Origin of the sequence: Pseudomonas sp. R15(2017) (assembly GCF_002112685.1) — a bacterium.
Lineage (GTDB): Bacteria > Pseudomonadota > Gammaproteobacteria > Pseudomonadales > Pseudomonadaceae > Aquipseudomonas > Aquipseudomonas glycinae.
The window spans coordinates 199,650-218,808 of record NZ_NEII01000002.1 but is presented as its reverse complement, the minus strand read 5'-3'; the positions used below and the strand labels follow the sequence as shown (position 1 = coordinate 218,808).

The 19,159-nt window shown below is 58.0% G+C and carries 20 protein-coding genes and 1 pseudogene; 17 read left to right on the top strand and 4 right to left on the bottom strand.

Features of this window, described 5'->3' with window-relative positions:
• Nucleotides 1–150: 150 nt before the first annotated feature.
• From CAF77_RS04595 to CAF77_RS04565, 7 genes are all read left to right on the top strand, one after another.
• Nucleotides 151–1,077, top strand: a complete 927-nt coding sequence (locus CAF77_RS04595; RefSeq protein WP_011334053.1) for a carbohydrate ABC transporter permease — start codon at nucleotides 151–153, stop codon at nucleotides 1,075–1,077.
• A gap of 8 nt (nucleotides 1,078–1,085) precedes the next feature.
• The gene (locus CAF77_RS04590; protein WP_007957423.1) at nucleotides 1,086–1,916 is read left to right on the top strand and encodes a carbohydrate ABC transporter permease; all 831 of its coding nucleotides are present in this window, start codon (nucleotides 1,086–1,088) and stop codon (nucleotides 1,914–1,916) included.
• A gap of 23 nt (nucleotides 1,917–1,939) precedes the next feature.
• Entirely contained in the window at nucleotides 1,940–3,043 is a 1,104-nt protein-coding gene (locus CAF77_RS04585) for an ABC transporter ATP-binding protein (protein WP_085654077.1), read from the top strand.
• 16 nt (nucleotides 3,044–3,059) lie between these two features.
• On the top strand, nucleotides 3,060–4,535 hold the full coding sequence (locus CAF77_RS04580; protein ID WP_085654076.1) for a mannitol dehydrogenase family protein: 1,476 nt from the start codon (nucleotides 3,060–3,062) through the stop codon (nucleotides 4,533–4,535).
• Nucleotides 4,536–4,679: 144 nt separating this feature from the next.
• Nucleotides 4,680–6,176: a xylulokinase gene (xylB, locus tag CAF77_RS04575; protein WP_085654075.1), complete on the top strand. Its 1,497-nt coding sequence runs from the start codon at nucleotides 4,680–4,682 to the stop codon at nucleotides 6,174–6,176.
• A gap of 13 nt (nucleotides 6,177–6,189) precedes the next feature.
• Nucleotides 6,190–7,128: a carbohydrate kinase gene (locus CAF77_RS04570; RefSeq protein WP_064381734.1), complete on the top strand. Its 939-nt coding sequence runs from the start codon at nucleotides 6,190–6,192 to the stop codon at nucleotides 7,126–7,128.
• A 44-nt stretch (nucleotides 7,129–7,172) separates the two neighbouring features.
• Nucleotides 7,173–7,793, top strand: coding sequence for a hypothetical protein (locus CAF77_RS04565; RefSeq protein WP_064381735.1), 621 nt, complete (start codon nucleotides 7,173–7,175; stop codon nucleotides 7,791–7,793).
• Between the two features lie 159 nt (nucleotides 7,794–7,952).
• On the opposite strand, the gene CAF77_RS04560 is transcribed toward CAF77_RS04565, so the two are convergent.
• Nucleotides 7,953–9,254, bottom strand: a complete 1,302-nt coding sequence (locus CAF77_RS04560) for an OprD family porin (RefSeq protein ID WP_064381736.1) — start codon at nucleotides 9,252–9,254, stop codon at nucleotides 7,953–7,955.
• A 361-nt stretch (nucleotides 9,255–9,615) separates the two neighbouring features.
• On the opposite strand from CAF77_RS04560, the gene CAF77_RS04555 reads away from it, so the two are divergent.
• The 5 genes from CAF77_RS04555 to CAF77_RS04535 all read left to right on the top strand — a co-directional run bounded on the left by CAF77_RS04555 (nucleotide 9,616) and on the right by CAF77_RS04535 (nucleotide 14,929).
• A complete protein-coding gene (locus CAF77_RS04555; protein WP_084776966.1) occupies nucleotides 9,616–11,826 on the top strand; it encodes a type VI secretion system tip protein VgrG in 2,211 nt (736 codons plus the stop codon).
• On the top strand, nucleotides 11,823–12,821 hold the full coding sequence (locus CAF77_RS04550; protein ID WP_064381737.1) for a DUF2515 family protein: 999 nt from the start codon (nucleotides 11,823–11,825) through the stop codon (nucleotides 12,819–12,821). The genes CAF77_RS04555 and CAF77_RS04550 overlap by 4 nt, the downstream gene beginning before the upstream one ends.
• Nucleotides 12,818–13,696: a hypothetical protein gene (locus CAF77_RS04545; RefSeq protein ID WP_064381738.1), complete on the top strand. Its 879-nt coding sequence runs from the start codon at nucleotides 12,818–12,820 to the stop codon at nucleotides 13,694–13,696. The genes CAF77_RS04550 and CAF77_RS04545 overlap by 4 nt, the downstream gene beginning before the upstream one ends.
• A gap of 113 nt (nucleotides 13,697–13,809) precedes the next feature.
• On the top strand, nucleotides 13,810–14,388 hold the full coding sequence (locus CAF77_RS04540) for a DUF2931 family protein (RefSeq protein ID WP_371915528.1): 579 nt from the start codon (nucleotides 13,810–13,812) through the stop codon (nucleotides 14,386–14,388).
• Nucleotides 14,375–14,929, top strand: coding sequence for a hypothetical protein (locus CAF77_RS04535; RefSeq protein ID WP_223290680.1), 555 nt, complete (start codon nucleotides 14,375–14,377; stop codon nucleotides 14,927–14,929). The genes CAF77_RS04540 and CAF77_RS04535 overlap by 14 nt, the downstream gene beginning before the upstream one ends.
• Before the next feature lie 150 nt (nucleotides 14,930–15,079).
• On the opposite strand, the gene CAF77_RS04530 is transcribed toward CAF77_RS04535, so the two are convergent.
• Complete coding sequence (locus tag CAF77_RS04530) at nucleotides 15,080–15,376, bottom strand: hypothetical protein (RefSeq protein WP_025109577.1); 297 nt, start codon at nucleotides 15,374–15,376, stop codon at nucleotides 15,080–15,082.
• A 494-nt stretch (nucleotides 15,377–15,870) separates the two neighbouring features.
• On the opposite strand from CAF77_RS04530, the gene CAF77_RS04520 reads away from it, so the two are divergent.
• Together CAF77_RS04520 and CAF77_RS04515 are read left to right on the top strand one after the other, a co-directional pair.
• Entirely contained in the window at nucleotides 15,871–16,131 is a 261-nt protein-coding gene (locus tag CAF77_RS04520) for a DUF2790 domain-containing protein (RefSeq protein WP_064381740.1), read from the top strand.
• A gap of 90 nt (nucleotides 16,132–16,221) precedes the next feature.
• Nucleotides 16,222–16,620, top strand: coding sequence for a hypothetical protein (locus CAF77_RS04515; protein WP_064381741.1), 399 nt, complete (start codon nucleotides 16,222–16,224; stop codon nucleotides 16,618–16,620).
• Here the strand turns inward: CAF77_RS04515 and CAF77_RS04510 are convergent.
• Nucleotides 16,617–16,886: a DUF1652 domain-containing protein gene (locus tag CAF77_RS04510; protein ID WP_064381742.1), complete on the bottom strand. Its 270-nt coding sequence runs from the start codon at nucleotides 16,884–16,886 to the stop codon at nucleotides 16,617–16,619. The genes CAF77_RS04515 and CAF77_RS04510 overlap by 4 nt on opposite strands.
• 370 nt (nucleotides 16,887–17,256) lie before the next feature.
• On the opposite strand from CAF77_RS04510, the gene eco reads away from it, so the two are divergent.
• The 3 genes and pseudogenes from eco to CAF77_RS04495 form a co-directional block, all read left to right on the top strand.
• Nucleotides 17,257–17,742: a serine protease inhibitor ecotin gene (eco, locus tag CAF77_RS04505; protein WP_064381743.1), complete on the top strand. Its 486-nt coding sequence runs from the start codon at nucleotides 17,257–17,259 to the stop codon at nucleotides 17,740–17,742.
• A 20-nt stretch (nucleotides 17,743–17,762) separates the two neighbouring features.
• Nucleotides 17,763–18,068, top strand: coding sequence for an NIPSNAP family protein (locus CAF77_RS04500; protein ID WP_064381744.1), 306 nt, complete (start codon nucleotides 17,763–17,765; stop codon nucleotides 18,066–18,068).
• A gap of 22 nt (nucleotides 18,069–18,090) precedes the next feature.
• A pseudogene (locus tag CAF77_RS04495) lies at nucleotides 18,091–18,252 on the top strand (DUF2834 domain-containing protein); the annotation flags it as partial.
• Here the strand turns inward: CAF77_RS04495 and CAF77_RS04490 are convergent.
• Nucleotides 18,233–19,156: a magnesium transporter CorA family protein gene (locus CAF77_RS04490; protein ID WP_064381745.1), complete on the bottom strand. Its 924-nt coding sequence runs from the start codon at nucleotides 19,154–19,156 to the stop codon at nucleotides 18,233–18,235. The pseudogene CAF77_RS04495 and the gene CAF77_RS04490 sit on opposite strands and share 20 nt — an antisense overlap.
• Nucleotides 19,157–19,159: the final 3 nt, after the last annotated feature.

Genomic DNA, 19,159 nt, shown 5'->3' with positions numbered 1-19,159 from the left:
CGATATAACGGCCGACAGCAATGTTGACTGTGCTGGCCCCCATCGCTGGCAAGTCGAATCGTCGCACCGCAGCTCCCACAGGGATCGCGTCAATGTCAGGAAGGTTTTCTCTCCTGAACATGTACCTGCACCCAAACGGTTGTGATCACCATGAATACTTCAACTGCCAAAGCCCACATCGACCTGTCGCAGCCCCGGCGCAAAAGCCGCGTGGCCAATCCCGGCTGGTTTCTGGTCAGCCCTTCGGTGGCCCTGTTGCTGCTGTGGATGATCGTGCCGCTGGGCATGACCGTCTATTTCTCGATGATCCGCTACAACTTGCTTGACCCGGGCACCAACGAATTTGTCGGGCTGGAAAACTTCACCTACTTCCTGACCGACTCCGGCTTCATGCCCGGCGCCACCAACACTTTGCTGCTGGTAGGCAGCGTGCTGCTGATCAGCGTGGTGTTCGGCGTATTGATCAGTGCGCTGCTGGAGGCCAGCGAGTTCTTCGGTCGCGGCATCGTGCGGGTGATGCTGATTTCGCCGTTCTTCATCATGCCCACGGTCGGTGCGCTGATCTGGAAGAACCTGATCTTCCACCCGGTGTCCGGGATCCTCGCCTACCTCTGGAAACTGTTCGGCGCGCAGCCGGTGGACTGGCTCGCTCACTACCCGCTGCTGTCGATCATCATCATCGTCTCATGGCAATGGCTGCCCTTCGCGATCCTGATCCTGATGACCGCCATGCAGTCCCTCGACCAGGAACAGAAAGAAGCCGCCCGCCTCGACGGCGCCGGCCCGATCGCGATCTTCTGGCACCTGACCCTGCCGCATCTGGCACGCCCGATTGCCGTAGTGGTGATGATTGAAACCATCTTTCTGCTGTCAGTGTTCGCGGAAATTTTCACCACCACCAACGGCGGCCCCGGCTACGCGTCGACCAACCTCGCCTACCTGATCTACAACCAGGCGCTGGTGCAGTTCGACGTCGGCATGGCCTCGGCCGGCGGCCTGATCGCCGTGGTCATCGCCAACATCGCCGCGATCATTCTGGTGCGGATGATCGGCAAAAACCTGACTGACAAAGCCTGAGGCCTGCCATGACTCTTCAACAATCCCGCCGGCTGCAAAGCCTGCTGCTCGGCACGCTGGCCTGGGCCATCGCGATCATCATTTTCTTCCCGATCTTCTGGATGGTGCTGACCAGTTTCAAGACCGAAATCGACGCCTTCGCCACACCGCCGCAGTTCATCTTCACGCCGACGCTGGAGAACTACCTGCACATCAACGAGCGCAGCGACTACTTCAGTTTCGCCTGGAACTCAGTGGTAATTTCCTTCAGTGCCACCGCCCTGTGCCTGCTGATCGCGGTGCCGGCAGCCTACTCGATGGCGTTCTACGAAACCCAGCGCACCAAAGGCACGCTGCTGTGGATGCTCTCCACCAAGATGCTGCCGCCGGTGGGTGTGCTGATGCCGATCTACCTGCTGGCCAAGAGTTTCGGTCTGCTTGACACGCGCATTGCGCTGATCGTGATCTACACGCTGATCAACCTGCCGATCGTGGTCTGGATGGTTTACACCTACTTCAAGGACATCCCCAAGGACATCCTCGAAGCCGCCCGCCTCGACGGCGCCACCCTCGCCCAGGAAATGCTCCGCGTGCTGCTACCGATCGCCAAGGGCGGCCTGGCTTCGACCGTGCTGCTGTCGCTGATCCTGTGCTGGAACGAGGCGTTCTGGTCGTTAAACCTGACCTCGTCCAAAGCCGCGCCGCTGACCGCGCTGATCGCCTCCTACTCAAGCCCCGAAGGCTTGTTCTGGGCCAAGTTGTCGGCCGTCTCGACCCTGGCCTGCGCGCCGATCCTGATCTTCGGCTGGATCAGCCAGAAACAACTGGTGCGCGGCCTGTCGTTCGGCGCCGTCAAATAAGAATTCGCAAGAGGAGCGCCACCATGGCCAACCTGAAAATCAAGAATCTGCAAAAAGGCTTCGAAGGTTTTTCCATCATCAAGGGCATCGACCTTGAGGTGAACGACAAGGAATTCGTGGTGTTCGTCGGCCCGTCGGGCTGCGGCAAATCTACCCTGTTGCGACTGATCGCCGGCCTTGAAGAGGTCAGCGGCGGCACCATCGAACTGGACGGGCGCGACATCACCGAAGTCAGCCCGGCCAAGCGCGATCTGGCGATGGTGTTCCAGACCTACGCGCTGTACCCGCACATGACCGTGAAGAAAAACATGTCGTTCGCCCTCGACCTGGCCGGCGTACCGAAAGCCGAAGTCGAGAAGAAAGTCGGCGAAGCGGCGCGGATTCTCGAACTCGGGCCGATGCTGGAACGCAAGCCAAAACAGTTGTCCGGTGGCCAGCGTCAGCGCGTGGCCATCGGCCGGGCAATCGTGCGCAACCCGAAAATCTTCCTGTTCGACGAGCCGCTGTCCAACCTCGACGCCGCCCTGCGGGTGCAGATGCGCCTGGAACTGCTGCGCCTGCACAAAGACTTGAAAGCCACAATGATCTACGTGACCCACGATCAGGTCGAAGCCATGACCATGGCCGACAAGGTGGTGGTGCTCAATGGCGGCAAGATCGAACAGGTCGGCTCGCCGCTGGAGCTGTATCACAACCCCGCCAACCTGTTCGTCGCCGGTTTCCTCGGCACGCCGAAAATGGGCTTTCTCAAAGGCCAGATCGCGCGCATCGACGGCGCGAGTTGCGAAGTCTCGCTGGACGCCGGCACCCGCATTACCCTGCCGTTCAACGCGGCGAACCTGAGCGTCGGCAGCGCCGTGACCCTGGGCATTCGCCCGGAACATCTGGAACTGGCGCAAGCGGGCGACTGCACCCTGCAAGTCACCGCCGACGTCAGCGAACGGCTGGGCAGCGACACTTTCTGCCACGTCAAGACCAACGCCGGCGAAGCCCTCACCATGCGCGTGCGCGGTGATCTGGCGAGCCGTTACGGCGAACAACTGAACCTGCACCTGGACGCTGCCCACTGCCATCTGTTCGATGCCGACGGCGTGGCGCTGACTCGCCCGCTGCGCGCGGCCGCCTGATTTCGAGACTGACCCGATGAAACTGAACCAGCAAAACCTCAACCGCCTGGCCGCCGAAGTGAAACTGCCGGCGTACAGCCTCAGCGACACCCGCCAGGGCATCGCCCACATTGGCGTCGGCGGCTTCCATCGCGCGCATCAGGCGTATTACACCGATGCGCTGATGAACACCGGCAAAGCGCTGGACTGGGCGATTTGCGGCGTCGGCCTGCGCGCCGAAGACCGCCGCGCCCGGGACGATCTCAAGGAGCAGGACTACCTGTTCACCCTGTTCGAACTGGGCGACAGCGACGACACCGAAGTCCGCGTCATCGGCGCGATTCGCGACATGCTGCTGGCCGAAGACAGCGCCCAGGTGCTGATCGACAAACTCGCCGATCGGCAGATCCGTATCGTCTCGCTGACCATCACCGAGGGCGGTTATTGCATCGATGACAGCAACGGCGAGTTCATGGCGCACCTGCCGCAGATTCAGCACGACCTGACGAACCCGCAACAGCCGAAAACCGTGTTCGGTTTCCTCTGTGCCGCGTTGGCCAGGCGACGTGCGGCGGGCATTCCGGCATTCACGGTGATGTCGTGCGATAACCTGCCACACAATGGCGCCGTCACCCGCAAGGCACTGTTGGCCTTTACTGCTTTGCTGGATCCGGACCTCCACGACTGGATCGACACCAACGTCAGTTTCCCCAACGCCATGGTCGACCGCATCACGCCGATGACCAGCACCGCGCATCGCCTGCAACTGGCGGACAAACACGCCGTCGACGACGCCTGGCCGGTGGTCTGCGAACCCTTCGTGCAATGGGTGCTGGAGGACAAGTTCGTCAACGGCCGCCCGGCGTGGGAAAAGGTCGGCGTGCAATTCACCGACGACGTTTCACCCTACGAAGAGATGAAGATCAAACTGCTCAACGGCAGCCATCTGGCGCTGACTTATCTGGGCTTTTTGAAGGGTTACCGCTTCGTTCACGAAACCATGAACGACCCGTTGTTCGTGCGCTACATGCGTGCCTACATGGACCTGGACGTGACCCCGCAACTGGCGCCGGTGCCGGGCATCGACCTGACCGAGTACAAGGACACGCTGGTGGCGCGGTTTTCCAATCAGGCGATTGCCGATCAGCTTGAGCGTGTTTGCTCGGATGGGTCGTCGAAGTTTCCCAAGTTCACTATTCCCACGATCAATCGGCTGATTGCCGATGGGCAGGAGACCAAACGCGCGGCACTGGTGGTGGCGGCCTGGGCCCTTTACCTGAAGGGCGTGGATGAGAATGGCGACACTTACTCGATTCCGGATCCTCGGGCGGCGTTTTGTCAGGGGTTGGTGGCGGAGGATGCTTTGATCACTGGGCGGTTGTTGGGGGTCGAAGAAATCTTCGGTACGGTGATACCCCGTTCGCCAGAGTTTGTTGCGGCGTTTGAGTGGTGTCTGAACAGCTTGCGAGAAGAAGGCGTCACACAAACCCTGGAAAAGATTCTCGCCATCTGATCGTTCCCACGTCGAGGCGTCGAACCGTCTGCGTGGGAATGCAGCCCGAGACGCTCCGCGTCCCCTTCAACAGCGGACGCAGAGCGTCCATTGAGGCATTCCCACGCAGAGCGTGGGAACGATCTTTATAAGACAGGTTCACTCATGAACAACCAACAACTGTTCCTCGGCATCGACTGCGGCACCCAAGGCACCAAAGCCATCATCCTCGACGCCACCAGCGGTCAGGTGTTGGGCCAGGGCGCCGCCGCGCACACGATGATCAGCGGCGCCAACGGCCGTCGCGAACAAGACACCGCGCAATGGCTGGAAGCCTTCGCCCTCGCCACCCGCCGCGCTTTGCTGGCCGCGAATGTCGACGGCCAGGCCATTCTCGGCGTGGGCGTCTCCGGCCAGCAACACGGCCTGGTACTGCTTGACGACCAAGGCCAGGTCCTGCGCCCGGCCAAGCTCTGGTGCGACACGGAGACCACACCAGAGAACGATCAACTGCTCGCTCACCTGGGCGGTGAACAAGGCTCGCTGGAACGCCTCGGCGTGGTCATCGCGCCGGGCTACACCGTCTCCAAACTGTTGTGGACCAAGGCGCAACATCCGGATGTGTTCTCGCGTATCGCGCGAATCCTGTTGCCCCACGACTACCTGAATTTCTGGCTCACCGGCCGTGCGTGCAGCGAATACGGCGATGCGTCCGGCACCGGCTATTTCAACGTGCGCACCCGCCAATGGGATTTGCAGTTGCTGCGTGACATCGATGCCAGCGGTCGTTTGCAATCCGCGCTGCCAGAGCTGATCGACGCCCATCAAGCAGTCGGCACGATCCTGCCCGCAATCGCCGAACAGCTGGGCATCAACCCCAACGCGGTGGTGTCCAGCGGTGGCGGCGACAACATGATGGGCGCCATCGGCACCGGCAATATTCAGCCGGGGGCGATCACCATGAGCCTCGGTTCTTCCGGCACGGTGTACGCTTACGCCGAGACACCGAAGGTCAGCCCGGATGCGTCGGTCGCGACCTTCTGTTCCTCGAACGGCGGCTGGCTGCCGTTGATCTGCACCATGAACCTGACCAACGCCACCGGCGCGATCCGCGAACTGTTCAACCTCGATCTCGACGCGTTCAATGCCTTGGTGACCCAGGCCCCGATCGGCGCCGGGGGCGTAAGCATGCTGCCGTTCCTCAACGGCGAACGCGTGCCGCCCCTGCCCCACGCCACCGGCAGCCTGCACGGCCTGACCATCGATAACCTGACGCAAGCCAATCTGTGCCGCGCCGCTGTCGAAGGCACCACCTTCGGCCTGCGTTATGGACTGGATCTGTTGCGCCAGAATGGTTTACAAAGCCGCAGCATTTGCCTGATCGGCGGCGGTTCGAAAAGCGCGGTGTGGCGGCAGATCGTCGCCGACATCATGAACACCCCGGTGATTTGCACCGAGCAAAGCGAAGCCGCAGCCCTCGGCGCGGCGATTCAGGCGGCGTGGTGCAAGTCGTGGTCGAACGGCCACGAAGACACCCTGGCGGACCTGTGCCAGCGCTGCGTGAAGCTCGACCTGAACAGTGAAACCCTGCCGGTTGCCGCGAATGTTGCGGCCTTCCAGCAAGCCTATGAACGCTATCGACTGCATGTCGCAACCTTATAAAGAGCAAACAACTATGTACCTGGTGTGTGGCGAAGCGCTGTTCGATTTCTTCAGCGAAGACGATGCCGGCGGGCAGGCCTCGAAAGTCAATTTCAAGGCGATTGCCGGTGGCTCGCCGTTCAACGTGGCCGTGGGCTTGCGTCGGTTGGGCGTGGATTCGGCGCTGTTCGCCGGGTTGTCCACCGACTACCTCGGCCGGCGCTTGCAGCAAGTGCTGCAGGATGAAGGCGTAAGCCCGGATTACCTGGTGGATTTCGCCGCACCGACCACCCTGGCGATGGTCGCGGTGGGTGCCAACGGCTCGCCGCACTACAGCTTCCGTGGCGAAGGTTGCGCCGACCGGCAGTTGAATCAGGCGCACCTGCCGACGCTGGGCCCGCAAGTGCGCGGCCTGCACTTCGGTTCCTTCTCGCTGGTGGTGCAACCGATTGCCGATACCTTGCTCGCATTGGTGCAACGTGAAAGCGGCAAACGCCTGATCAGCCTCGACCCGAACGTGCGCCTCAACCCCGAGCCGAACATCGACCTGTGGCGTGAACGAATCGCTACGCTGGTGCCGTTGGCGGACTTGATCAAAGTCAGCGACGAAGATCTGAGCCTGCTGTATCCCGAGCAGGATCCGGCGCGCGTCATCGAAGGCTGGTTGCAGCATCGCTGCCAGGTGGTGTTCCTGACCCGTGGCGGTGAAGGCGCGACCGTGTTCAGCCGTGCCCACGGTTCATGGTCGGTGCCGGCAAGCTCGGTGAAGATTGCCGACACCGTCGGCGCCGGCGATACCTTCCAGGCCGCTTTGATCACTTGGCTGACCGAGCATGAGCTGGATTCGGTGGAAGGCGTGCAGCACCTGAGCCGCGAACAGATCGACGGCATGCTCGGGTTTGCCGTACAGGCCGCCGCCCTTACATGCAGTAAAACGGGTCCGGATTTGCCTTATCGCCACCAGTTGACCTGACCGCGTAGACTGGCGCCCTTTTTTGCACGACGGGATGACGGCTTTTGAATTCGGGGCGCGAGGTTGGACTGTTGGTATTGGCGGCACTGCTGACCGGTTGCGGAACATCGCCACCGCGTTCGCCGGAAAACCTCTGCGAGATTTTCCGGGAAAAAAGTGATTGGTACGACGCAGCGCAAGTCACGCAAAAGCGCTGGGGCGTACCGATCCAGGTGCCGTTCGCGATCATGTATCAGGAGTCCGGCTACCGCTATGACGCCAAGACGCCGCGCAAATACCTGTTGTGGGTGATCCCGTGGGGCCGGGTTTCGACGGCCTCCGGCTATGCCCAAGCCAAGGATGAAGTCTGGTCCGACTACCAGAAAAGCACCGGCCGATATAGCGCCGACCGCGAGGACTTCGACGACGCCATCGACTTCGTCGGCTGGTACATGGACAAGACCACCTCGATCAACGGCGTGTACAAGTACGACGCCTACAATCAGTACCTCAACTACCACGAAGGCTGGGGCGGCTTTCGCCAGAAGACCTACGCCAGCAAGGCGTGGCTGATGCCGGTGGCGCGCAAGGTGCAGAACCGCTCGGACATGTACGGTCAGCAATACGCAGCGTGCAAGGACGATTTGAATCGCGGGTTCTGGAGCCGGTTCTGGCATTGGCTCTGACTCTCAGTGCTCTTTAGGACGCCTTCGCGGGCAAGTCGAATCGTCGCACCGCAGCTCCCACAGGGATTTAGAGTGACCACAATTTAGTCAGCACCCGGGAAACCTGTGGGAGCGGGCTTGCCCGCGAAGGCGTCAGCTCAGACACCGCCAACCTATGGGTTACAACACCGAAAAGTTGTAACTCACAATCAACCGTGTCTCATCCACATCCCGAGCGAACTTCTCGTAGTTGGTGCGGTAAGTCGCATTACGCAACCGCAGGCTGACATCCTTGAACGTCCCGGTCTGAATCACGTACTTCAACTCGCTGTCGCGTTCCCACTCTTTGCCTTCCTGATCGCTGCCAGGCACCTTGATGTGGTCGCCGTTCACGTAACGAGTCAGGAAACTCAAGCCGTTGATGCCGATCGCCTTGAAGTCATAGTCGTATCGCAGCTGCCAGGAACGTTCCTGCGCGGCGGCGAAGTCGTTGACCTGCACGTAGTTCACCAGATACGGATTGCTGCCATCCAGATACGGCATCGAATTGTCGCCGTTCATGCGCTGCCAGCCGGCACTGAAGGTATGACCGCTGATGCCGTAGGACAGCATGCCGCTCAAGGCGCGGTTGTCGATGGAACCGGCTTTTGCATCACCGCTGTCGGCGCTCTTCAGCAAGCGCAGATCGGCTTTCAGCACACCGTCACCCAGTGGCTGATTGGCCAGCAGCCCCACGAAGTGCTGGCGATAGATGTCTTCCAGCTCGGCGTAGTGGTACTGCGCAGTCAGGCGATCGTTGATCTTGTAGTCGAAGCCGTACATGTCGAAATGATCGGCGGTGGTGTTGCAGGCATAGCGCTTGTTCTTGCAGTGCACGCGGATGTCTTGCGAATCGGTCGAATCCCGGGCGGTGTACTTGTCCAGCCGTGCGGCCATGAAGGTCAGGTCCTTCACCTCTTTGGAGGTCAGCATCGCACCGTTGAACATGGTCGGCAGCAGACGGCCGTCGTTGTATTTCAGCAGCGGCAGATCCGGCAGCAGCGCGCCGTATTTCAGCACCGTATCCGAGACTTTGACCTTGGCGGTCAGACCCATCTTCGCGTACTGACCTTTTGAACCGCGCGGGTTGTCGCCGCTGGACGGCAGCAGGCCGCTGTTGCTGCGATCCGGGCTGGAATCGAGCTGGAAACCCGCCATGCCCAGCGCATCGATCCCGAAACCGACGGTGCCTTCGGTATAGCCCGATTGCAGATTGAGAATGAAGCCCTGCGCCGACTCTTCACGCTTGGACGCGCCCTGATCACTGGAGGTGTGCCCGTCACGGAAATCGCGGTTGAAGTACACCGTGCGCGACTCGATCTTCGCCGTGGTGTCTTCGAAAAAACCGCTGGCCTGGACCTGCGCGGTAAAACCGGCGCACAGCACAAAGGCTCCGAAGCCAAGCGACTGGCGCGGGGTGATGAGGGGAAATGGGGGACGCATTGAAAACTCCAACAGAACAACGAATGCGCAGAAGCGCAAACAATCAGAAATAGCTCCCGTCCCGGGTCGATAAAGAACCAGGAGGCAGTGAACACGCGGGGTGAGCGGCAATGATGGCAGATGGCTTTGACGTGCCACAGACGACTTTAGTCTGAAACTGACTGGTTGTTCCCGGATGCCGGATGCGGCCTTCGCGGCAGATCGGTCCATCCGTAAGTGCCTGTTTTACCGGGCCCAACCGTGGGCCTAAGGGTTTTCCCTATGGGATCGGAGCACTGCCTCTACGGCATTTGCGCCTTGAACGAGGCCGTTTAATCCTGCACCATCCGCCCACGCTAATCCAAAGGACGGAAATCAAGGCATGCTGGACGCCAACGCTACCCACATTACCCTCACGCTCGAAGGCGCTTCCGCCGACCTGCAAGTCCTCAGTTTCACCGGTCGCGAAGCCCTCAACGAACCGTTCCGTTTCGACATCGAACTGGTCAGCGCCCGTCCCGACCTCAACCTTGAAGAACTCCTGCACAAACCTGGCTGCCTGACCTTCGGCGCCACTGGCGAGGGCAAGATTCACGGTCTGGTGTATCGCATCGAGCAAGGCGATTCCGGCAAGACCCTGACCCGTTACAGCCTGAGCCTGGTGCCGCAACTGGCCTACCTACGGCACAACCATGACCAACAGATCTTCCAGCAACTGACGGTGCCGAAGATCATCGCCCGCGTTCTGGAAGATCGCGGCATTCTGGCCAACGCCTATAGTTTCCAGCTCAGCGCCGTATACCCGGAACGCGACTACTGCGTGCAGTACGACGAATCCGACCTGCATTTCATCCAGCGCTTGTGCGAAGAGGAAGGCATCCACTTCCACTTCCAGCACAGCAGCAGCGGCCACAAACTGGTGTTCGGCGATGACCAGACCGTGTTCCGCAAACTGAAACCGGTCAACTACCAGCAAGACTCCGGCATGACCGCCGACAAACCGGTGATCAAGCGCTTCAACCTGCGTCTGGAAACCCGTACCAGCCGCGTCAGCCGCCGCGACTACGATTTCGAGAAACCGAAGATCCTGCCCGAAAGCGCAGTCAAATCCGCGTTCATGCCGGATCTGGAAGACTACGACTACCCAGGCCGCTTCACCACACGCGAGCGCGGCAAGTTCCTCTCGACCCGCGCGCTGGAGCGCCATCGCAGCGACTACAAACTCGCCGAAGGCAAAGGTGACGAGCCGACGCTCACGACCGGCCACTTCATGACCCTGGCCGAACACCCGCGCGCCGAATGGAACGATCTGTGGCTGCTGCTGGAAGTCTTCCACGAAGGCAAACAGCCGCAAGTGCTGGGCGAAAACGTCACCAGCGACGTCACCGACAACAAGAGCGATTTCCACCAGGGCTACCGCAACTCGTTCGTGGCCACCCCGTGGGACGCCCACTACCGCCCTGCCCTCGAACACCCGAAACCGAAAGTCCTCGGCAGCCAGACCGCGATCGTCACCGGCCCCGCCGGCGAAGAAATCCACTGCGACCAGTACGGCCGCGTGAAAGTGCAATTCCACTGGGACCGCGACGGCCAGGCCGACGACAAGACCACCTGCTGGCTGCGCGTCGCCAGCGGCTGGGCCGGCGCAGCCTACGGCGGCATCGCCATTCCACGGATCGGCATGGAAGTGCTGGTGACCTTTCTTGAAGGCGACCCCGACCAGCCGCTGGTCACCGGCTGCCTGTACCACAAGGAAAACGTCGTTCCGTACGATCTGCCGGCGAACAAGACCCGCAGCACCTTCAAGACCCTGAGTTCACCGGGCGGCAAGGGCTACAACGAATTTCGCATCGAAGACAAGAAAGGCGCGGAACAGATCTACATCCACGCCCAGCGCGACTGGGACGAGAACATTGAACACGATCAGAAGATTCGGGTTGGCAACGAACGGCATGACACCGTTGAAGCCAATGTTTTAAGTGAATTCAAGGTCGAGGAACACCGCATCACCCACTTGGATCGCAAGAGCGAAATGCGCGCCAACGACCACCTGACTGTCGGCGTGACCCAGCATGTGAAGGTCGGCACCGGTCAGTTTGTCGAGGCGGGGACGGAGATTCATTACCACGCCGGCGAGAAAGTGGTGATCGAAGGCGGGATGGAGCTCACGGCCAAGGCTGGCGGCAGTTTCGTTAAGGTTGATGCCGGTGGTGTGACAATCAGTGGTGCCGAGGTGAAGGCCAATACCGGCGGCGCGCCCGGCGCCGGCACCGGGATCGCAATTCTGCCGCCGCTGATACCACTCATTGCAGATCAGGCCAGAGCTGGAAGCGTGCTTAAAGCGAAAGTGATAGAAGAGCGTTTTGACGAACAACTAAAATTCGTGACGAAACTTGGTAAACCCGTCAAGTCCGTCAAGACAGCACTGATTATCCCTTCAGAAACAGCACCGCAAATATCAAAGAGCGATGCTGACGGGCTTCACCCAAGAGTGCAAACAGATTCCAAGGAGCCTGTGCAGGCTCACCTTGTATGGGACGAGCTGTCCGTTCCGTCTGGTGCCGATGATTATGAAGCGAGCCGGAACAAATGAGCACGCCACCGATTACTACATTCACCACCAACGACAAAAAATGTTCTGTACATGAAGTTGTCCTTGGTTGCGAAAAATTGTGGGCCATGGGGCAAGAAGAAGCGATACGACGCCTGAGCAAACAACGATCCTCAAGCTCAGGAAAGTACGAGCTGATCTCTGACTTCAGTGCACGGGCCGCTAGAATTGCGGCTGCTTATGCCGGCTTCTACCTCGAATCTGGCGAAGATGGAAAACCAGAACTAAAAGGCCGATTCTACTGGATGGGTTTGGCCGCTTTTGCAAGCAAGCAAGTTAAGTGTGGGCTGGACTTTATTCCCAATGATCCTTATCTCGCACTCACCCCGCCGATCGTACAGCCTCCCTTACGAATTGGTAAAAACTCCCTAGGGAAGGGAAATTTCTGGTTATTTCAAGATATTTTTGTTTGGCATTGGTTTTACGCAAAATATAAAGATCAGTTTGATGAGTGTGCTCCAGAGCGCAACGCGCGGAGCTGTGAAGGCCAGATAAAAACCAACATCGACAGCTTGCCCTGGGCAGATGACGCGCTGCCAATACTAAACAACCTGGCTGTAACCAGTGACGTTGTTAAAGGTTTTAAAGCAATAAAAGCAACCGAGGAGCTTTCTCAGGGACCCGCAAGAAGAAATGCCCAGCTGACCTCCTTGCTGGCCATCGCCGACCATGAACAACGTCGTATCCTGCAACCGTTGATTTATGAAAGCACTCCATTTAGAGCAACATTAAAAATGCAAGCTGGTTTCGAGTGGGCACCATTTGTACCGGTACGAGTCGCTGCGCTAAGTACTGCTTGCGATGTTGAGAATCCAGAGCTCAGAGTCCAGATGTCGGAAGGCGATCTCTACGACGAAACAGATCGAATGGAGTTTATTGGGTCCATCGCCAAGCAATACCACAAGCTCATGGGAGAACGAGAAAGCTACATGGAAGGCCAAATCAAAACGATTGCCACCTGGTCAAATGCCAAATGAAATTTTTATGGGTGTTTTTTTCAGGCCTGCTACTTGCTGCTTGCAACAATGGTGATTCCAACATGACAAATACACAAAGCCACATCGAAATAGAGCTACACGACAAAATAGAAAATATTGTACAAAGTACGCCATTAGAAATCTCCCAAGAATGCCTGAGCGAGTTAGATCTCTGCTGGTACAAGTTTAAAAGATCAGCAAATGAAAAAGACCTGCCTACCGTAACAGTAAAAAATTCAAGCACCTCACTTACAATTGAAAAAGCTACAAGCTTCACCATGGTGATAGACAAAAAAATCGGCGACACCATTGAAAACGTTGACATCACAGTGAGAGGCCTCCCTGACAACAGCCCGCATGAAAAACAAAAAGACTTCATTTATGACTTGCTAAAAAAAATAAAATCAGCTGGCTGGAAACACTATTTCTATCCAGGGGACCCTAGGATTTCCGGGTCTGAGATAGGAAAAATTCCCTCACCAGACGACGTATTGGGGCACTTGGTTTCCAGCCATCCCTGGCTGGACCCGGATTACGAGCTTGACATTGATCGCTGGCTGAAAATTGAATCATTTTACAATTGGTATTTTTACAATGATGGTGTCTATCTGACTTTTAAAGCCTGGCGCCGTGATTCCAAAGACACCCCGGACAAGACGGGCACATATTTACTATCGATGGAGTTCCTGAGCGAGCGCGACTTCTGGTCTTCAGGTTTTACCAAAGATGAAGAAAAGGCAAGATGGAAAGAGCTGTTGCCTGCTCAACTGAAGCGAGACCATGATGCGCGTATTGCTGCTGAAAACAATGCTCGTGCTGCGGGAATAGAAATCGATGAGAACTATAAAGATCCTGTTATAAAAGCAATTCAGTGAAATAGGCGTATGCACTGACCAACGAAAACCGTGGTGAATTTTCTTTGAAGTGCCTGCGCCTGCACATCTTTGTTTCCTTTCTTGTGGCGTGCTCGACTACTCATGGTGCTTCTATGCCCTATGAGGCTTGGCGACTGGGTTTCTCTGCACCCCACTATATGGAGGTCTGGATCGAGACGACCGACGTTGTAGATATCAAAGGCCAGGTTTATAGACGCGCGATGAGCGGCAATGCGGCTATCCAAAATTCACCTGGCAATTTAAGAAAACCAAAGGGCTGGCCGGAAAAGCCCGGTTGGGGCAAGGGAAAATATGTCACCGGCGCAGATCTCCCCAAAAAAATCTACGTTCGGTGGCAGTCTTTGGTTGAACCTCAAACCTATCAAATGGGCATAGACATCCCAGAGTCGGCTAGAGAAATCATGCGAAAAGAGGAGAACGCCTACTGCGCTGCCGATGGAAAATGGATTACAGGTTATCGAGAAGCTTTGGTCGTCGGACTTGCTCCAGGTGGTGTTGCCAAACTCTGGGCCCTCGGCCCATGCCTGACACCTGTTGAAATCACTCGCGTTCACGCTGAAATTGATCCGCGTGGTCCTTACGAAGGAGAGTCCGGAGGAAAACATCGTCCACTTTCCGCAGTGTCGAAAGCCTATGTTGAAAAATTTGGCGTGCCATATGGCTCTTGGTAATCAGAAAATAAGAAAACCATGGCCCCCTCTCATCCTTGCACTTGCGTGCCTCCCCGCTTTCGCCGAAACGAAGAAAACGCTACTGGACTGCCCGCTTTCAGATGGAACCACTGCCTCACTGCTGTCCGCTTCAAATGAGGACGGGCAGCGACTCTTCGTAAAACTCAACAACCAGACAGAAACTGCCTTCACTGACATGTCCGACTCGGACTTCGTCGGTGAAATTGCATTGGCAAAATGCACGGGCTCCGTTTTGATCTACGCCATGAACTATGGCTCTCCCTATTTGAAGGGCGCCGTTTTACGCAAGAATCCAGACAGCGGAACGCTGGAACGCATCGATTTTGCCGAAAAGGCCCTGCCGGTTTCTTTGTACCTGAGTGCTCGGGAGATGCGCCTGGTCATTCCCAACGATGGCTATGAAATCCCCGAAAAATTTGTCGTTTACGACTACATCACCCCAAAAGGCCAGCCGGAAGAACCCAAGGGAGTGAATACGGTACCCGATAAAAAAGGTTTCAAAGTCATCGATCTCAAATAATGACTCTGCGTTGGGCTTCGCGTTCTATTCGATCGTAGGGTCACTCCCCGTGAGAGTCTAAATTGCTCTGTTAGCTACTTTGAACCGGCGAAAGCACGGGCAGATAATTCAAGTTTTCTGCCCGTGAATGCTAGGCCGTCGCTCTAAAAATCAAACCGGCGCCTGCCAGTTCAACATTTTCTGCTGCGCAACCTGCAGCAGATCACTGCCATCCTGCGTCAGCAGGTACAGCGCATGGGTGATGTGGGGAATGTCCTGCACATCGGCGTGTTTGAAGCACAGGCAGTGCAGGGTTTCGAGCAGGTCGGCAGCGGCGCGGATGCGTTGCACGGCGGCTTCGAAGAGGTCTTTTGGGTTGGCTTGGGTGTCGATGACCAGCGGTGCGCTGTCAGTGACGCCGCTGTTGAGCGGGAGGTAGCGGGCGGAGCTTAATTTCAGGATTGGCATTGGAATTACTCAAGGCAGCTTGAAAGTAACCGCCAGCACCGTGACCAAACGATGGGGAGGCGGACTGTGTACAGGCTTGGTCAACCGAGAACCACCTGACTCGGCTCGCCCGAAGGCGACCCTGCACACAGCCGCCACAGCAATGCACTCCGCGGACACGAATGTCCGTCGGGGCGAATAATGGCACACATGCACAGGTGATTACGTTAGGTGACCAAACCTAAGTCGCTGATTTTGCAGCGACGCCAAACCATAACCGCCCCACTCCAGCCCCCGAAAGCAGATAAGGCATCCACCCTTGTAGGAATCCGCCGAGACTCCCCCGCGAAACAATCCCCGCCCAGACAGCCGGCGTTCAGCCCGGTTAACCATCGCTTAACGCCGTGGTCAAAAACTTTACTGAACCGCACATCCTCAGCCTCAGGCTGACGCCGAGTGCGGCAGGTTTGGCTGGCGATCCGCCGAACTCCATTTCCGTCGCACCGGAGTCCATCATGAACATTCGTCCGTTCCTGCTCACCACCGCCCTCGCCTGCACCGCGTTTGCCGGGCTGGCCCAGGCCAATGACACTTCCAAGGCTGTTCCCTATGAATACGGCATGCCGCTGCATGTCGCCAAAGTGGTTTCCCTGACGGAGCCGCCGACGCAGGAGTGCAAGGTCATCACCGCCGACATGAAGTACCTCGACAACACCGGTAAACCGGAAGAAATCAGTTACCGGAAATTATCTGACGCGTGCAGCTTCCAGAACTGACAGAAAGCTCTGATTTGCGGCTTTGCGGTAGGCGAGCACGGGTCTCGAGGGGTATGCTCGGGGCCCTCCTCACTGCCGCAAGGATTCGCCATGCAGTTTTCATTTCGCACGCTCTCGACCATCACCTTTTGCCTGTGTTTTCTGCTTTCTCTTGCATGGGGCCTGGCGCCACAGGTGTTGTTGGCGATCTGGAGCATCGAGTATTCAGAGGCAGCCGGATTCGTCGCACGGCGCAGTGCAGTGCTGTTTGCGGCTTTGGGGGTGATGTTTTATCTGGTGCGCAACGCGCCCGTGTCGATCGCGCGCAATGCGCTGAGCAACGGCTTTATCGTCGGCTGTTTTGGCCTGGCGGTGCTGGGGTTTGCTGAATGGCTCAACGGCCACGCCGGCCCAGGGATTCTGCTCGCGGTGCTGGTCGAGTTCGCGCTGGGCCTTGGCTTCTTGCAGGCCCGGCGCGTGACGGTCGAACTGGGTGAAACAGTCGGTTAGACGACTCGGGATCGCGGCATTGCATGATGGCTTGTCGATTGTTGCGCAAGATCCGAGCGCAACCCGGCGATCAGGCCGTTGATTTCGCGACAGCTGTTCAAGTGACTGGCATCGATGCCGCTCACCTGCAGCTCAACCTGATCGGTCTGGTGATCGCCATACACCTTGACGGTCATCGACAGATCCGGGGACAGCGTGCATTGGCAGCGTTTCGGTAGAAAGCTGCTTTCAATGATGTTGCGGAGTTCCAAGGCAGACAGAAACATGGCGAAACCTCTCCTTACTGTGAGACTGCCAATCAAGTATTCACGTCGACCGTTGCCACGGTTCCCACGGGTGTGTCCCCGCTGAATCCCTGGGTGTGACAAGCGGCTGTACTGCGAAATGCCCATTGGAGTGTAGGCGCCCGAACTCGGTGCGCTGCACCAAATCAACGCATAAAACGTGCCTTTTATCAGGTTGCATTCACCTCCTTGCAAATCAAAGGCTTGGGAAAAAGGCAGGCCACTGGCCAGTTGCAAAATGCAAGATTCGATCGTGCAGGCACTGCAATTTGCATGCGGCTGGCGGTTTGCATTCATCGCCCTTGGCAGTGAGAATGCCCGTCAACCAACGTACACCCGCCAGGAGGCTTCAATGGGAAATTTCACCGTCCGCGCGACGGCCGGCCTGATGCTCGCCAGCCTGTCCACCCTCACCCACGCAGCCAAACTTGAAGACACCGCGCCTTATCCGAAGGCCGAAGCGGGCTTCACTCGCCAGGTCATTCACCTGCCGCAGCAGGCCCAGGAAGAAAACTTCAAAGTCGAAATCCTCGCCGGCAAGACCCTCGAAGTCGACTGCAACCGCCAACGCCTGGGCGGCGCCCTCGAAGAGAAAAACCTCGAAGGCTGGGGTTATCCGTTCTACCGCCTGGAAAAAGTCAGCGGCCCGATGAGCACGCTGATGGCCTGCCCGCCCGGCACCCAGAAAAAACGCGCGTTTGTACCGGTGATCGGTGATGGCTTTACCGTGCGCTACAACAGCATGCTGCCGATCGTGATTTACGCACCGCAGGACGTCGAAGTGCGCTTCCGCATCTGGTCGGCCTCGGACAAGATTGGCGTGGCAATACCTGAATAATCTGCAAAGGAGCCGCAGCTTTGATTACCTGCCACGTCAGATACGTGATTGACCCCTATCAGTTGGACGCATTCGAAGCCTACGCCAAGACCTGGCTCGCTATCGTCGAACGGCTGGGAGGAACGCATCACGGTTACTTCCTGCCCTCGGAAGGCGCTAGCAATATCGCGTATTGCCTGTTCAGTTTCCCGTCGCTGGCGGATTACGAAAGTTACCGCCACATCGCTCTGACCGACCCGGAAAGCACGGCACTGGTGGCCGATCTGGTCGAAAAGAAGTTCATCATCAGCTACGAGCGCAGTTTTCTTCGCCCACTGCTGCCCTGAACGCTTCAACGCCGTTGGCAGGATGTACAAGGACGCGCGCAAGCGCGGACAGTCGGCCTGGTCGGTGGTGCCGTATCTGTTGCTGACGGCGGTATTTGTTTCGGTCGGGCCGTTGTTGTACCTGGTGGTCCGGGGCTTGCAGGATCGCAAGCGTTCGGCGCCGGTCATTTCGCCAGACGCCTGAGCCCGAACAGCATCCCGCCCGCCCCCAGCAGCATCGCCGCCAGAAACAACGGATACGACACCCACCACGGCGTCCCGGCGGTCATCATGCTGAACTCCGACATGCCGCCGATGCTCGCAATCAGGTTGAGCGGCAGGAACACCACGTTGATCAGCGTCAGTTTGCGCAGCAGGTTGTTCATGCTGTTGTTCATCAGGTTGCCCCGGGCGTCGATCAGCCCGGAGAACACCGTCGAATAGATTTCCGCCTGCTTGTAGCACTGATTGTTTTCGATGATCAGGTCGTCGATCAGGCCGATGGCTTCGCTACCGAAATGCTGTTTTTCCGCGTGATTGCGCAGCCGCGTGAGCACCGCGCCGTTGCTGTGCAAGGCGTTGATGTAATAGATCAGGCTTTCGCTGAGGTTGAACATCTGCACCAGATGCTGGTTTTGCATCGAGGCGTTGAATTTCTGCTGCAACTCCCGGGCGACCAGTTTGATCACCTTCAGATGCCCGAGGTAGTGATGGATGTTGTTGAACAGCAAGTCCAGCAACACATCCAGCGGCGTGTTCAATGGCTGGCGTGTGCCGACGCCGTGCAGCGGCGTGTCGTCGGTCGCGATCACCAGCAACTGGCCCGGCGAGAACAGCAAGCCGCAGGACGAAACCTCAAAGGCCAGGCTGCCACCGCCGGAATAGTTTTCCGGGCGTTTCCAGATCAGAAACAAGTGATCGGGGTGAAACTCGATCCGTGACACCTCGTCCGGGTCGAGCGCCGAAGCCAGCGCGTGTTCATCGAGTTTGAAGTGACTGTGGAGCAAGTCGCGCTCGGCAGCGTCGGGGTCGCTGAACAGCATCACCTCGGCGTCCAGCCGCTCGACCCGCTGCAAGGCGCCGTGATTGAGTGCAAAGCTGTTGATCATCGG